The organism is Pseudomonas sp. ATCC 13867, assembly GCF_000349845.1.
GTDB lineage: Bacteria > Pseudomonadota > Gammaproteobacteria > Pseudomonadales > Pseudomonadaceae > Pseudomonas.
Map to the genome: position 1 here is coordinate 704,346 of NC_020829.1, position 14,195 is coordinate 718,540.

Annotated in this window: 14 protein-coding genes; 13 read left to right on the forward strand and 1 reads right to left on the reverse strand. The window is 66.3% G+C overall.

The genetic code is table 11. The features are described from left to right. Window positions 1-23 precede the first annotated feature (23 nt). On the forward strand, window positions 24-878 hold the full coding sequence (locus H681_RS03290; protein ID WP_015475409.1) for a class I SAM-dependent methyltransferase: 855 nt from the start codon (window positions 24-26) through the stop codon (window positions 876-878). Between the two features lie 147 nt (window positions 879-1,025). On the opposite strand, the gene H681_RS03295 is transcribed toward H681_RS03290, so the two are convergent. Then, window positions 1,026-2,252: an alpha/beta fold hydrolase gene (locus tag H681_RS03295; RefSeq protein WP_015475410.1), complete on the reverse strand. Its 1,227-nt coding sequence runs from the start codon at window positions 2,250-2,252 to the stop codon at window positions 1,026-1,028. A 360-nt stretch (window positions 2,253-2,612) separates the two neighbouring features. Here H681_RS03295 and H681_RS03300 point away from each other — a divergent pair, with 360 nt between their 5' ends. The 12 genes from H681_RS03300 to lipA all read left to right on the forward strand — a co-directional run bounded on the left by H681_RS03300 (window position 2,613) and on the right by lipA (window position 13,880). Beyond that, window positions 2,613-3,878 (forward strand): glutamate-5-semialdehyde dehydrogenase, encoded by a 1,266-nt coding sequence (locus H681_RS03300; RefSeq protein ID WP_015475411.1) that lies wholly within the window; start codon window positions 2,613-2,615, stop codon window positions 3,876-3,878. After that, entirely contained in the window at window positions 3,878-4,534 is a 657-nt protein-coding gene (nadD, locus tag H681_RS03305; RefSeq protein ID WP_015475412.1) for a nicotinate-nucleotide adenylyltransferase, read from the forward strand. Before H681_RS03300 ends, nadD begins: the two co-directional genes overlap by 1 nt. 19 nt (window positions 4,535-4,553) lie before the next feature. Further along, window positions 4,554-4,907, forward strand: a complete 354-nt coding sequence (gene rsfS / locus H681_RS03310; RefSeq protein ID WP_015475413.1) for a ribosome silencing factor — start codon at window positions 4,554-4,556, stop codon at window positions 4,905-4,907. Window positions 4,908-4,914: 7 nt separating this feature from the next. Then, the gene (gene rlmH / locus H681_RS03315) at window positions 4,915-5,382 is read left to right on the forward strand and encodes a 23S rRNA (pseudouridine(1915)-N(3))-methyltransferase RlmH (RefSeq protein ID WP_015475414.1); all 468 of its coding nucleotides are present in this window, start codon (window positions 4,915-4,917) and stop codon (window positions 5,380-5,382) included. Window positions 5,383-5,397: 15 nt separating this feature from the next. Continuing rightward, window positions 5,398-7,287 carry a penicillin-binding protein 2 gene (gene mrdA, locus H681_RS03320; protein ID WP_015475415.1) on the forward strand — a complete coding sequence of 630 codons (1,890 nt, stop codon included), beginning with the start codon at window positions 5,398-5,400 and terminating at the stop codon, window positions 7,285-7,287. Window positions 7,288-7,325: 38 nt separating this feature from the next. Next, window positions 7,326-8,429, forward strand: a complete 1,104-nt coding sequence (gene rodA / locus H681_RS03325; RefSeq protein WP_086009589.1) for a rod shape-determining protein RodA — start codon at window positions 7,326-7,328, stop codon at window positions 8,427-8,429. Window positions 8,430-8,437: 8 nt separating this feature from the next. After that, window positions 8,438-9,460, forward strand: coding sequence for a lytic murein transglycosylase B (gene mltB, locus H681_RS03330; RefSeq protein WP_086009541.1), 1,023 nt, complete (start codon window positions 8,438-8,440; stop codon window positions 9,458-9,460). Next, the gene (locus tag H681_RS03335) at window positions 9,457-10,476 is read left to right on the forward strand and encodes a septal ring lytic transglycosylase RlpA family protein (RefSeq protein ID WP_015475418.1); all 1,020 of its coding nucleotides are present in this window, start codon (window positions 9,457-9,459) and stop codon (window positions 10,474-10,476) included. Before mltB ends, H681_RS03335 begins: the two co-directional genes overlap by 4 nt. A gap of 99 nt (window positions 10,477-10,575) precedes the next feature. Continuing rightward, complete coding sequence (locus H681_RS03340) at window positions 10,576-11,733, forward strand: D-alanyl-D-alanine carboxypeptidase family protein (RefSeq protein ID WP_015475419.1); 1,158 nt, start codon at window positions 10,576-10,578, stop codon at window positions 11,731-11,733. Between the two features lie 190 nt (window positions 11,734-11,923). Continuing rightward, window positions 11,924-12,235, forward strand: coding sequence for a DUF493 domain-containing protein (locus tag H681_RS03345; RefSeq protein ID WP_015475420.1), 312 nt, complete (start codon window positions 11,924-11,926; stop codon window positions 12,233-12,235). After that, window positions 12,235-12,888, forward strand: a complete 654-nt coding sequence (gene lipB / locus H681_RS03350; RefSeq protein ID WP_015475421.1) for a lipoyl(octanoyl) transferase LipB — start codon at window positions 12,235-12,237, stop codon at window positions 12,886-12,888. Before H681_RS03345 ends, lipB begins: the two co-directional genes overlap by 1 nt. Then, window positions 12,885-13,880, forward strand: coding sequence for a lipoyl synthase (gene lipA, locus H681_RS03355; protein ID WP_041711704.1), 996 nt, complete (start codon window positions 12,885-12,887; stop codon window positions 13,878-13,880). Before lipB ends, lipA begins: the two co-directional genes overlap by 4 nt. The last annotated feature ends 315 nt before the right edge of the window (window positions 13,881-14,195 follow it).

The following is a 14,195-nucleotide window of genomic DNA, read 5'->3' on the forward strand; positions in this document are numbered from 1 at the left end:
TCATAACAACAAGATTCTTAAACATGGCTGAACGGATCCGGGCCGACAGCGCCCATATCACCCCCAGTGCGCACTACACCGGTTACGTCTGGTATCGCCACCATCTGGCCGAGGCGGCTTTCGCCACGGCCTTCGGGCGTTGGGTGCACGGCTGCGTGGCGCCGATCAACTGGGGTGCGCGGATCGGCTTCGGCCTGAATATCGAAGACTTCCTGTTGCAGCGCCATTTGCTGATCGATGCCCGGCTGACCCAGGCCGTCGAGCAGCGCGGAGTCGCCCAGGTGGTGGAAATCGCCTGCGGCCTGTCGCCCCGTGGCCGACGCTTCCGCCAGCGTTATCCACAGCTCACCTACCTCGAAGCCGACCTGCCGCCGATGGCCGCGCGCAAGTCGGCGTTGCTCCGGGAGCACGGCTGGCTGGATGGCAAGCACCGCGTGCGGCCTGTGGATATCCTCGCCGGGGAAGGCGAGCAGTGCCTCGCGGCCCTGCTCGCCGAGCTCGATCCGGGACGGCCGGTGGTGGTGATCACCGAGGGGCTGGTGAATTACTTTCAGCGGCCGGTGATCGAGGACTTCTGGCGCCGGCTGGCTTCGGCCCTGCGGGGATTCCCGGAGGCGACCTACCTCACCGAGCTGTATCCCGATCTGCGCGAACATCCGCGCTACCGGCAGATCCGCTGGGGCGTCGGCTTGATCGGGCGGCTGACGCGCGGGGGGTATCCGCTGCATTACCGCAGTGCCGTAGAGATCGAACAGGCGTTCATCGGTTGCGGGTTCGGCCGGGTGGGTGTGCTCGATCCGCAGGTGGAGGGGGCGGGGCTGGGCATGCCCAAGGGGCGGATGCCGAGCCTGGTGCGGGTGATCGAGGCGCGGGTGTAGGTCCTGGGCTGGGCGGTTCGCGAGCAAGGACTAGGCGTCCCCCTCGGTCCTACGAAGAGCGACTCCGGTGCATCCGGGAGCTTGTAGGAGCGAGCTTGCTCGCGAACCATTGCGATAGCGCCGGAGCCCGCCCTACGGGCGTACCCATCACGCCGCACACGCCCCCTGCTGCATTGGCACCACCATCGCCGCCAGCGCCGCGCTGGCCTGTGGGTCGCCGTGGGCGAAGATGAAGGCCAGCCCTTGCGCCGTCTGCCGCAGCGGCAGGATATCCAGTTCGGGCAGGCCGGCGGCCGCCAGCTTCCAGCCCCGAACAGGGCGATCAAGCGGCAATTCGACACGGATCAGCCCGCCGAAATACCCCAGTTCCGCCAGCTCGCAGCGCCACTCGCCGCCCTCGGCGTTGCGCAGCACGGCGCGTGTATCGGCCGGCGCCAGGCGCGGCTCGAAGCGGCGTTCCAGGTGCAGCAGTTGCTGGCGCTGGAAGCGCGTGCTGCCGGCGGCGCTGCGCGGTAGCGCTTCGCCGCGCAGGAAGGGGTTGTACAGCCGGGCGCAGGCGTCGCGGCGTTCGAACTGGGCCAGGTGGTCGGCGTTGTGGATCAGCGCGAACTCGGCGTCCGCACAGGCATGGGCAAACTCGGCGTGCTCCCAGGGCTGGGTGAAATGGTCGTATTCGCCGGCCAGCACCAGGGTCGGGCACTGCGGGTGGCGGTCGAAGCCGCCGAAGGCCAGCAGGCGCTGGCTGTTCTGCCGGTAGCGCTCGATCTCCGCCGCGGTCAGGCGTTGCAGTTGGCGCAGCAGGGCCTTGCGGAACACCGGGGACACGCCGGTATCGGCCAGGCGCAACGGGTTGATCAGGCCGGTCAGCACGCCGTGGGCGAAAGGTGTCTGCTCGCCCAGTTCCAGGCGCGCCAGGGCTTCCACCAGCAGCGCACGAGCGCCGGGGCGGCCGAAGGCGGTGATGCCGGCCAGCAGCAGACGGCCGCAGCGCGCCGGGTGGCGCGCGGCGAACAGCGCCGCCAGCGCGGAGCCGTAGGACAGCCCGATGGGCATCAGCGGTGGCAGGTGCAGGTGTTCGGCGAAGGCGGCGATCAGGTCGGCCAGGTCTTCCAGGCTCAGCTGCGGCGCCAGTTGCAGGTTGCCGCCCTGGCTGGGCAGGTCGAGCAGGATCACCGGGTGTCCGGCGAGCAGTTCGGACACCTCGCTGGCGAAGGAGCGGAAACTCTGGAACGCACCGCCCAGCAGCAGCACGGGCGGGCGTGGATCGTCTTCCCGCGAGGAGAAGGCCTGGTAATGCAGTTGCCAACCGTCCAGGTCGAGCACCGCCGGGGCGGCGGTCAGCGTCTGGGCGCTGTAATCGGTGCGATAGCGCATGGCAGTTCTCCGGCGGTGGGCCGCCTCTTGTTGTTCTTCCCTGGCACCGTGTGATGGAGGCACGGGGGCAAATCGCAGCAGGGCCTGCCGCCGTTCAGGCGAAGCCGATGCAAAACGACTGCAGGCCCTGAGCAAAGTAAACAGCGGATACGAATTTGTTTACCCAACCTTCGGGGGGCGGGGAGGGCGGAGGGCTGGCCGGGTGTCACCGTTTCGCCGCCGGGCGCCTGGGCGTGCGCATGGACGGCGTTACCCGTGCGGGCGTGAGACGGGCTGTCTACCGGCCGGCTGCTGTGTCTGGCCGCTGAGGGTCTGCTCCCGCTATACTTGCGCATTTCCCTCACGCAGACGCGTTAGATCATGACCGAGTCCGTTCTCGACTATATGAGCCGCCTGGGCCGCGCCGCCCGTGAAGCGTCGCGCGTTGTCGCGCGCGCCACGACCGCGCAGAAGAACCAAGCCCTGCTGGCCGCTGCCGACGCCCTGGACGCCGCCCGCGCCCAGTTGACCGAAGCCAACGAAAAGGACTTGGCCAACGGCCGCGCCAATGGCCTGGAGCCAGCCATGCTCGACCGCCTGGCCCTGACCCCGGCGCGCATCGACGACATGATCGAAGGCCTGCGCCAGGTTGCCTCGCTGCCGGACCCCATCGGTGAGATCCGCGACATGCGCTACGTGCCGTCCGGCATCCAGATCGGCAAGATGCGCGTGCCCCTGGGCGTGGTGGGGATCATCTACGAGTCCCGCCCCAACGTGACCATCGACGCCGCCAGCCTGTGCCTGAAGTCCGGTAACGCCACCATCCTGCGTGGGGGCTCCGAGGCGATCCACTCCAACCAGGCGATCGCCGCGTGCATCCAGACCGGCCTGGCCGCCGCCGGCCTGCCGGCGAGCGCCGTGCAGGTGGTGGAAACCACCGACCGCGCCGCCGTCGGCGCGCTGATCGCCATGCCCGAGTTCGTCGACGTGATCGTTCCGCGCGGCGGCAAGAGCCTGATCGAGCGCATCAGCCGCGACGCCAAGGTGCCGGTGATCAAGCACCTGGACGGTATCTGCCACGTCTACATCGACGTCGCCGCCGACCTGGACAAGGCGATCCGCGTCGCCGACAACGCCAAGACCCACCGTTACGCGCCGTGCAACGCCATGGAGACGCTGCTGGTCCACGCCGGCATCGCCGACCGCGTGCTGCCGCCGCTGGCCGCCATCTATCGCGACAAGGGCGTGGAGCTGCGCGGCGATGCCGCCACCCGCGCGCTGCTGGGCGCCGACGTGCTGGAAGCCACCGAGGAAGACTGGCGCACCGAGTACAACGCACCGATCCTGTCGATCCGCATCGTCGACGGCCTGGCCGCCGCCATCGAGCACATCAACACCTACGGCTCGCAGCACACCGACGCGATCATCACCGAAAACTTCTCCGACGCCCGCCGCTTCCTCACCGAAGTGGACTCGGCCTCGGTCATGGTCAACGCTTCGACCCGTTTCGCCGATGGCTTCGAGTACGGCCTGGGCGCGGAGATCGGCATTTCCACCGACAAGCTGCACGCCCGCGGCCCGGTCGGCCTGGAAGGCCTGACCAGCGAGAAATACGTGGTGTTCGGCGACGGGCACGTGCGCACCTGATGAAAAAGGCGCGTCCCCGGCGGATCGGCCTGTTCGGCGGCACCTTCGACCCGGTGCACATCGGCCACCTGCGCAGCGCGGTGGAAATGGCCGAACAGTTTGCCTTCGACGAATTGCGCCTGATACCCAACGCTCGCCCGCCGCACCGCGACACCCCGCAGGTGTCCGCCGCGCAGCGGCTGGCGATGGTCGAGCGGGCGGTGGCCGGCGTGGCCCCGCTGGCGGTCGACGACCGCGAGTTCAAGCGTGACAAACCCTCCTACACCATCGACACCCTGGAGTCGCTGCGTGGGGAGCTGGATGAGCAGGACCAGTTGTTCCTGCTGGTCGGCTGGGACGCTTTCTGCGGCCTGCCGACCTGGCATCGCTGGGAAGAGTTGCTGGAGCACTGTCATATCGTCGTGCTGCAGCGCCCGGATGCCGACAGCGAGCCGCCGGAAGACCTGCGCGACCTGCTGGCGGCGCGCAGTGTTGCCGACCCGAAGGCGATGACCGGCTCCGCCGGGCAGATCACCTTCGTCTGGCAGACGCCGCTGGCAGTATCCGCCACCCAGATCCGCCAACTCCTGTCGCAGGGGCGCTCGGTGCGCTACCTGGTGCCGGATGCGGTATTGAACTATATCGAGGCGCACGGCCTGTACCAGGCGTCTCACTGATCAAGCTAGAGAGTCATACATGCAAACCGAACAACTGGTCGAACTGACCATCGCTGCCCTGGAAGATCTCAAGGCGCAGGACATCACCGTCATCGACGTGCGCGAGAAGACCAGCATCACCGACGTCATGGTCATCGCCACCGGCGCCTCCAGCCGCCAGGTCAAGTCGCTGGCCGACAACGTCCTGGAAAAGGTCAAGGAACAGGGCGTCAAGCCCATCGGCAGCGAAGGCCAGGAAGGCGGCGAGTGGGTCCTGATCGACCTCGCCAACGTCGTGGTCCACGTCATGCAGCCGGCCACCCGCCAGTTCTACGACCTCGAGCGCCTGTGGCAGGGCGCCGAGCAGAGCCGCGCTCACCACAGCGCCGAGTAAGCCTGCCGTGCGTCTGCGTCTGATCGCGGTCGGCTCGCGCATGCCGCGCTGGGTGGAAGAGGGCTGGGCGGAGTACGTCAAGCGCCTGCCCTCGGAGCTGTCCCTGGAACTGGTGGAAATCCCGCTGAACACGCGTGGCAAGAATGCCGACGTGGCGCGGCTGATCCGCCAGGAAGGCGAGGCCATGCTGAGCAAGGTCCAGCCGGGGGAACGCATCGTCACCCTGGAAGTCGAAGGCAAGCCCTGGAGCACCCCCCAGCTGGCGCAGGAACTCGACCGCTGGCGCCTGGACGCGCGCACCGTCAACCTCATGGTCGGCGGGCCGGAAGGCCTGGCGCCGGAGGTCTGCGCGCGCAGCGAGCAGCGCTGGTCGCTGTCGCCGCTGACCCTGCCGCACCCGCTGGTGCGGATCCTGGTCGGCGAGCAGATCTACCGCGCCTGGACGGTTCTGTCCGGGCACCCCTACCACAAGTAGTCGTAGCCGTTTTCGATGCCGCAGCCGATACAGCTCAAGGACCACGAGAAGGACGCCCGTCTGGTCCGCACCCGCGTTATCGTCGGCGGCGTGGCGATCTTCCTGCTCGCCCTGGTGCTGGTGGCGCGCATGTACCACCTGCAGGTGACGCAGTACGACTACCACTCGACGCTGTCGGAGAACAACCGCGTCCACGTCCAGCCGATTCCGCCCAACCGCGGGCTGATCTTCGACCGCAACGGGGTGATCATCGCCGACAACCGCCCCAGCTTCAGCCTGACCATCACCCGCGAGCGCACCGAGAACCTCAAGGACACGCTCAAGGCGCTGGTAGACATCCTCGGCCTCACCGAGGAAGACCAGGCCATCTTCGAGAAGCGCATGAAGCAGGGGCGCCGGCCGTTCGAGCCGGTGCCGATCATGTTCGAGTTGTCGGAAGAGCAGATCGCCCGCATCGCGGTGAACCAGTACCGCCTGCCCGGCGTCGACGTGGCCGCGCAGTTCGTCCGCCACTACCCGCTGGGCGAGCACTTCGCCCACTCGGTCGGTTACGTCGGGCGGATCAACGAGGCGGAGCTGAAGAAACTCGACCCGGTGGCCTACTCCGGCACCCACCACATCGGCAAGACCGGCGTGGAGAAGTTCTACGAGAACGAACTGCACGGCACCGTGGGCTACGAGGAAGTCGAGACCAACGCCCGTGGCCGCGTGCTGCGCGTGCTCAAGCGCACCGAGCCGGTATCCGGCCGCGACATCGTGCTGAGCATCGACAGCAAGCTGCAGGCCGCCGCCGAAACCGCACTGGCGGGCCGTCGCGGCGCCATCGTGGCGATCCAGCCGTCCACTGGCGATGTGCTGGCGATGGTCAGCCAGCCCAGCTACGACCCCAACCTGTTCGTCACTGGCATCAGCTTCAAGGACTACGCCGCCCTGCGCGACTCCGAGGACCGCCCGCTGTACAACCGCGTGCTGCGTGGTCTCTATCCGCCGGGTTCGACGGTGAAACCCGCCGTGGCCATCGCCGGCCTCGACGCCGGCGTGGTGACGCCTTCCACCCGCGTATTCGACCCCGGCTACTACCAGTTGCCGAACTACGACCACAAATACCGCAACTGGAACCGCTCGGGCGACGGTTGGGTGAACCTGGAAACCGCGATCATGCGCTCCAACGACACCTACTTCTACGATCTCGCCCACAAGCTGGGCATCGACCGTTTGCACGACTATATGAGCGAGTTCGGCTTCGGCCAGCGCGTGTCCCTGGACATGTTCGGCGAGGCCGAAGGCCTGATGCCCTCGCGCCAGTGGAAGCGCGCCCTGCGCCGGCAGGCCTGGTTCCCCGGCGAAACGCTGATCCTCGGTATCGGCCAGGGCTACATGCAGGCCACGCCCCTGCAGCTGGCGCAGATGACCGCGTTGCTGGCCAACAAGGGCAAGTGGATCCGTCCCCACCTGGCCAGGACCATCGACGGCAAGCCTCCGCTCGACGAGAACCCGATGCCGGACATCAAGCTCAAGGATCCGAACAACTGGGACCTGGTGGACTACGGCATGCAGCAGGTAGTCCACGGGCCCCGCGGTACCGCGCACAAGGTCGGCGCCACGTCGGTCTACCGCATCGCCGGCAAGTCCGGTACCGCGCAGGTCGTCGCGATCAAGCAGGGCGAGAAGTACAACCGCTCCAAGCTGCTCGAGCGCCACCGCGACCACGCGCTGTTCGTCGGCTTCGCCCCGGCGGACAACCCGCAGATCGCCGTGGCGGTGATGGTGGAGAACGGCGAGTCCGGCTCCGGCGTCGCCGCCCCCGTACTCAAGGCCGTGACCGACGCCTGGCTGCTCGACGAGAACGGCAAGCTCAAGCCCGAATATGCGCCCCAGGCCACGGCGGAGGCGTCCAAGCCATGAACGGTAACTTCGACCGCACGCTGTCCAACGAAGACGTGATGAAGCGGCGCTCCAGCCTGCTGCAGCGCCTGCACGTCGACGGCCTGCTGCTCCTGCTGCTGCTGACCCTCGGTTCGGTCGGCCTGTTCGTCCTCTACTCGGCCAGCGGCAAGAGCTGGGACCTGCTGATCAAGCAGGCGTCGTCCTTCGGCCTGGGTCTGGGGGCGATGTTCGTTCTGGCACAATTCGAGCCGCGCTTCCTCGCCCGCTGGGTGCCGCTGTGCTACCTGATCGGCGTGGCGCTGCTGGTGGTGGTGGACGTGATGGGCCACAACGCGATGGGTGCGACCCGCTGGATCAACATCCCCGGGGTGATCCGCTTCCAGCCGGCGGAGTTCATGAAGCTGCTGATGCCCATGACCATCGCCTGGTACCTGTCCAAGCGCTCCCTGCCGCCGAGCCTCAAGCACAGCGTGGTGGCACTGGCGATGATCGTGGTGCCCTTCGTGCTGATCCTCAAGCAGCCGGACCTGGGCACCGCCATGCTGGTACTGGCCTCCGGTGCCTTCGTCCTGTTCGTCGGCGGCCTGCGCTGGCGCTGGATCATCATGGCCGTGTCGGCCGCGGTGCCGGTCGCCGTGGGCATGTGGTACTTCGTCATGCACGACTACCAGAAACAGCGCGTACTGACCTTCCTCGATCCGGAAAGCGATCCGCTGGGCACCGGCTGGAACATCATCCAGTCCAAGGCCGCCATCGGTTCGGGCGGCGTGTTCGGCAAGGGTTGGCTGCTGGGCACGCAGTCCCATCTGGATTTTTTGCCCGAAAGCCACACGGACTTTATCATTGCCGTGCTCGGTGAAGAGTTCGGCATGGTCGGGGTGAGCCTCCTGCTGGTGCTGTACCTGCTGGTGATCTACCGGGGGCTGGTGATCACCGCCCAGGCGCAGACGCTGTTCGGCAAACTGCTCGCCGGCAGCATCACCATGACCTTCTTCGTGTATGTGTTCGTCAACATTGGTATGGTCAGTGGGTTGTTGCCAGTGGTGGGGGTACCGCTGCCCTTCATTAGTTACGGCGGAACTTCGCTGGTGACCCTGATGTCAGGGTTCGGGGTTTTGATGTCGATCCATACCCATCGCAAGTGGATCGCCCAGGTTTGATGACAAGAGTGAAGAAAGGAATGCAAGTACTGCGCGAATGGGCAGCCAGGGGAATGCATTGGGTCGGGCTCGCGGGGGCGATCGGCATGTCCGGTGCCGCGCAGGCGGGCGACTACGATGGTTCGCCCCAGGTCGCGGAGTTCGTCAGCGAGATGACCCGTGACTACGGCTTCGCCGGCGAACAGCTCATGGGCCTGTTCCATGACGTGGAGCGCAAGCAGTCCATCCTCGACGCCATCTCCCGTCCCGCCGAGCGGGTCAAGACCTGGAAGGAATACCGCCCGATCTTCGTCACCGACGCGCGCATCAATCGCGGCGTGGACTTCTGGAACCAGAACGCCGAAGCCCTGGCCCGCGCCGAGCAGGAATACGGCGTACCGGCCCAGTACATCGTCTCCATCATCGGCGTCGAAACCTTCTTCGGCCGCAACACCGGCAACTTCAAGGTGATGGACGCGCTGGCCACCCTGGGCTTCGACTACCCGCCGCGCGCCGACTTCTTCCGCAAGGAACTCAAGCAGTTCCTCCTGCTGGCCCGCGAGCAGCAGGTCGACCCGCTCAGCCTGACCGGCTCCTACGCCGGCGCCATGGGGCTGCCGCAGTTCATGCCGAGCAGCTTCCGCGCCTACGCCGTGGACTTCGATGGCGATGGCCACATCAACATCTGGAGCGACCCGACCGATGCCATCGGTAGCGTCGCCAACTACTTCAAGCAGCACGGCTGGCACACCGGCGAGCCGGTGGTGTCGCAGGCCGAGCTGGGCACCTCCACCGCCGAGGACGCCCTCACCCAGGGCCTCGAGCCGCAGATGAACCTGAGTCAGCTACGCTCTCAGGGCTGGCGCACCCATGACGTGCTGCGCGACGACCTGATGGTGACCGCCATGCGCCTGGAAGGTGACCAGGGCACCGAATACTGGGTCGGCCTGCCGAACTTCTATGTGATCACCCGCTACAACCGCAGCGCCATGTACGCTATGGCGGTCCATCAGCTGGCCGGCGAAATCGCCAAGGCGCGAGGTGTCCATTGAGCAAGCGAATCAGCAGTCCCGGCCTCCGGTCCGTCGCCTGCATCGGCCTGAGCGCCGTGTTCCTCGCCAGTTGCACCGGTAACCGCGCGCCTCAGCCGCAGCCAGTGAACAGCGGTATCTCCGGCCCCATCGACTACAGCCGTCCACACCGCGACGGCGCTCCCTGGTGGGATGTCGACGTCTCGCGCATCCCCGATGCCGTGCCGATGCCGCACAACGGGCCGTTCAAGAACAATCCCTACACCGTACTGGGCAAGACCTACTACCCGCTGAGCAACTCGAATACCTACAGCGTGGTCGGTACCGCCTCCTGGTACGGCACCAAGTTCCACGGCCAGGCCACCGCCAACGGCGAGCAATACGACCTGTACGGCATGACCGCCGCGCACAAGACCCTGCCGCTGCCCAGCTACGTCCGCGTGACCAACCTGGACAACGGCAAGAGCGTCATCGTCCGGGTCAACGACCGCGGACCGTTCTATTCCGATCGGGTGATCGACCTGTCCTTCGCCGCCGCCAAGAAGCTCGGCTACGCCGAGAGCGGCACCGCCCACGTGAAGGTGGAGGGCATCGACCCTGACCGCTGGTGGGCCGCCCAGGGCAAGCAGCCGCCGATGATCATGGCCCTGCCGAAGATGGCCTCGCAGCCAGCCGCCGCGCAGCCCCAGGCCGTGGCGATGGCGCAACCGATCGAAACCTACACTCCGCCGCCGGCGCAGCATGCAGCGCCCCTGGCGCCGGTTCAGATCGACTCAAAAAAAAACGCTTCATTACCAGCCGATGGCCTGTATCTCCAGGTGGGTGCCTTCGCCAACCCGGACGCTGCGGAGCTACTCAAGGAGAAGGTCGGCGGCCTGACGGGGGCCAAGGCCTTTATCAGCTCGGTCGTGGTCAACCAGCAGACCTTGTACCGGGTGCGCCTGGGGCCGATCGGGACGCAGGATGAAGCAAGCCGGATGCAGGACAGCATCCGCGTGGCCAAGCTTGGCCAACCCAAGCTCGTGCGCCTGGACTGAGTTTCCACGGCACGAGCCGCAGCGGTCCGTAGAGGCCGCGGCACGAGTTCCCCCCAGGGGGATTGTTTGTTTGACCATTAGTGAAACCCAGAGAGACGGATGAACATCTTCAACTTCGCCAAACGCCTGTCATTGCTTGTGCTGCTCAGCGCCCCCGTGGCCAGTTGGGCCGCTGAAGTCGTTCCCGCCGCGCCGCAACTGGCGGCCAAAGCCTGGGTGCTGATGGACGGCGCCAGCGGCAACATCCTGGTCGAGAACAACGGCGACGAGCGCCTGCCGCCCGCCAGCCTGACCAAGCTGATGACCGCCTACATCGCCACCAAGGAAATCGAAGGCGGCCGCATCACCGAATCCGACCAGGTCACCGTCAGCGAACACGCCTGGCGCACCGGCGGCTCGCGCATGTTCATCAAGGTCGGCTCCCAGGTCTCGGTCAGCGACCTGCTGCACGGCATCATCATCCAGTCCGGCAACGACGCCTCCGTCGCCTTGGCCGAGCACATCGCCGGCAGCGAAGACGCCTTCGCCGACATGATGAACACCACCGCGCAGAAGCTGGGCATGACCAACTCCCACTTCATGGACGCCACCGGCCTGCCCAACCCGGACCACTACTCCTCCGCCAAGGACATGGCCGTCCTCGCCCGCGCCATCATCTACGGCGAGCCGACCCACTACGCCATCTACGCGCAGAAAGAGTTCCTCTGGAACAACATCAAGCAGCCCAACCGCAACCTGCTGCTGTGGCGCGACAAGACCGTCGACGGCCTGAAGACCGGCCACACCGACGAAGCCGGCTACTGCCTGGTGGCGTCCGCCATGCGCGACGGCCAGCGCATGATCGCTGTCGTCTTCGGCACCAACAGCGAGCAGGCCCGCGCCGCCGAAACCCAGAAACTGTTGACCTACGGCTTCCGCTTCTTCGAATCGCAGACCTTCTACAAGAAGGGCGCCGAGCTGACCAAGGCGATGGTCTGGAAGGGCTCCGAGCACGAAGTCAAAGCCGGCCTGGCCGAAGACCTGACCATGACCATGCCGCGCGGCCAGCTCAAGCAGTTGCAGGCCAACATGGTCGTCGAGCCCAGCCTGATGGCGCCGATCCAGCAGGGTCAGGTCATCGGCAAGGTCGAGGTCAAGCTGGGTGACAAGGTCGTTCGCACCTCCGACCTGGTCGCCCTGAACGCCGTGGAAGAAGGCGGCTTCTTCCGCCGTATCTGGGATAGCCTGCGCCTGTTCTTCTACGGCCTGTTCAACTGACCGCCTGTCCCGGCCTCGTACTTTTGTATACAAAGCCGGGATTGAGCCCTACGCGCAGTCGCAAACTCGGGTAAAATGCCCGCCTGCGACTGCGCGGTTCCCCTGTGGCCCGGCAGCCGTCGTCCGATCCACCCGGAGCGTCCCCACCCTGGACGCTCATGCGGAGGCGGGCCACCCGCCCGCGAGTGCCATGACTGATACCCCTGATTCTGTCGATCGTCTCAATACCGAGAATGAGCAACCCGCACCGAAGATCGAGTTCCCCTGCGAACGCTATCCGATCAAGGTCATCGGCGACGCCGGCGAAGGCTTCTCCGATCTGGTCGTCGAAATCATCCAGCGCCATGCGCCCGACCTCGACGTCACCACCCTGGTCACCCGTGACAGCCGCAACGGCCGTTTCCTGTCCGTGCAGGTGCTGATCACCGCCACCGGTGTCGACCAGTTGCAGAACATTCATAAAGACCTGCGCGCCACCGGCCGCGTTCACATGGTGATCTGATGGGCGGCACGCTGGGCTTTCGCGAGCTGGGCATCCAGCCCTACGAGCCAACCTGGCACGCCATGCAGCGCTTCACCGCCGAGCGCGACCCCGCCACGCCCGACGAAGTCTGGCTGCTCGAACACCAGCGCGTGTTCACCCAGGGCCAGGCCGGCAAGGCCGAGCACGTCCTGTTCCCCGGCGACATCCCGGTGGTCCAGGTCGACCGCGGCGGTCAGGTGACCTACCACGGCCCCGGCCAACTGGTCGCCTACCTCATGCTTGACGTGCGCCGCTCCGGCATTGGCGTGCGCGACCTCGTCTCGCGCATCGAACAGAGCCTCATCGGCCTGCTCGAAGGCTACGGCGTCACGGCCGTGTCCAAACCCGATGCGCCGGGCGTCTATGTCGACGGCGCGAAAATCGCTTCCCTCGGCCTGCGCATCCGCAACGGCCGCTCCTTCCACGGCCTGGCCCTCAATGTGGACATGGACCTGGAACCCTTTCGACGCATCAATCCCTGCGGTTACGCAGGCATGGCCATGACCCAGCTGAGTCAGCTGGCCGGCCCCATCGCATTGGCCGATGTGCGCGAGCGCCTGCGTGGCGAACTCGTCCAGCGCCTTGGCTACGCGGCACAGAAGACCCTAACGGGCGGGATCCAACCTAGATGAGCACTGTTGTGGACAACGCAGGTCAGGCAGCCCCGGCCGCCAAGCCGGGCAAGGTGGAAGTCGGCGTCAAGCTGCGCGGCGCAGAGAAGGTCGCGCGCATTCCGGTGAAGATCATCCCCACCGAGGAACTGCCGAAGAAGCCCGACTGGATTCGCGTGCGCATCCCCGTTTCTCCCGAGGTCGACCGCATCAAGCAACTGCTGCGCAAGCACAAGCTGCACAGCGTCTGCGAAGAGGCCTCCTGCCCGAACCTGGGCGAGTGCTTCTCCGGCGGCACCGCGACCTTCATGATCATGGGCGACATCTGCACCCGTCGCTGCCCGTTCTGCGACGTCGGCCACGGCCGTCCGAAGCCGCTGGATGTCGACGAGCCGAGCAACCTCGCCATCGCCATCGCCGACCTGCGCCTGAAGTACGTGGTGATCACCTCGGTGGACCGCGACGACCTGCGTGACGGCGGCGCCCAGCACTTCGCCGACTGCCTGCGCGAGATCCGCAAGCTGTCCCCCGGCGTACAGCTGGAAACCCTGGTCCCGGACTACCGCGGGCGCATGGACATCGCCCTGGAAATCACCGCCAACGAGCCGCCGGACGTATTCAACCACAACCTGGAAACCGTACCGCGCCTGTACAAGTCCTCGCGTCCGGGCTCCGACTTCGAGTGGTCGCTGGACCTGCTGCAGAAGTTCAAGCAGATGGTCCCGCACGTACCGACCAAGTCCGGCCTGATGCTCGGCCTGGGCGAAACCGACGAGGAAGTCATCGAAGTCATGCACCGTATGCGCGAGCACGACATCGACATGCTGACCCTCGGACAGTACCTGCAGCCCTCGCGCAACCACCTTCCGGTGCAGCGCTTCGTCCACCCGGACACCTTCGCCTGGTTCGCCGAGGAAGGCGCGAAGATGGGCTTCAAGAACGTCGCCTCCGGCCCGCTGGTACGCTCCTCCTACCATGCCGACCAGCAGGCGCACGGCGAGAAGATCGGCTAGGTTCTGGCGAAGGCGCCCGCGGGCTGCACGCGTGACGCTGCGTTGAAACCGGTTCGGAATGCTCGTTTACAGCACGTAGACTCCGCTTCCTCACCGGTTTGACGCGCTGGCGCTCGTCCATCGGCTGTTGCCCTCGTTGCTCCTCGCCTGGCCATCGCTCGACGACTTTTCGTGCAGAGCCCGGTCTGTCGCTGCAGGAAACGCCGCTTTTCCGCGAGGATAGGCGGCGTTTTCTTGTGTGTGCACTCTACAACCCACTGCTACTTCGTGCCCTGCGAGGGTGCGTTCGGAGCCTGGTAGGGCGGTTGAAAAGCT

Coding starts and splice junctions, on each gene's coding strand:
- H681_RS03290 (WP_015475409.1), top strand. CDS start 24: ATGGCTGAACGGATCCGGGCCGACAGCGCCCATATCACCCCCAGTGCG.
- H681_RS03295 (WP_015475410.1), bottom strand. CDS start 2,252: ATGCGCTATCGCACCGATTACAGCGCCCAGACGCTGACCGCCGCCCCG.
- H681_RS03300 (WP_015475411.1), top strand. CDS start 2,613: ATGACCGAGTCCGTTCTCGACTATATGAGCCGCCTGGGCCGCGCCGCC.
- nadD (WP_015475412.1), top strand. CDS start 3,878: ATGAAAAAGGCGCGTCCCCGGCGGATCGGCCTGTTCGGCGGCACCTTC.
- rsfS (WP_015475413.1), top strand. CDS start 4,554: ATGCAAACCGAACAACTGGTCGAACTGACCATCGCTGCCCTGGAAGAT.
- mrdA (WP_015475415.1), top strand. CDS start 5,398: ATGCCGCAGCCGATACAGCTCAAGGACCACGAGAAGGACGCCCGTCTG.
- rodA (WP_086009589.1), top strand. CDS start 7,326: ATGAAGCGGCGCTCCAGCCTGCTGCAGCGCCTGCACGTCGACGGCCTG.
- H681_RS03340 (WP_015475419.1), top strand. CDS start 10,576: ATGAACATCTTCAACTTCGCCAAACGCCTGTCATTGCTTGTGCTGCTC.
- H681_RS03345 (WP_015475420.1), top strand. CDS start 11,924: ATGACTGATACCCCTGATTCTGTCGATCGTCTCAATACCGAGAATGAG.
- lipB (WP_015475421.1), top strand. CDS start 12,235: ATGGGCGGCACGCTGGGCTTTCGCGAGCTGGGCATCCAGCCCTACGAG.
- lipA (WP_041711704.1), top strand. CDS start 12,885: ATGAGCACTGTTGTGGACAACGCAGGTCAGGCAGCCCCGGCCGCCAAG.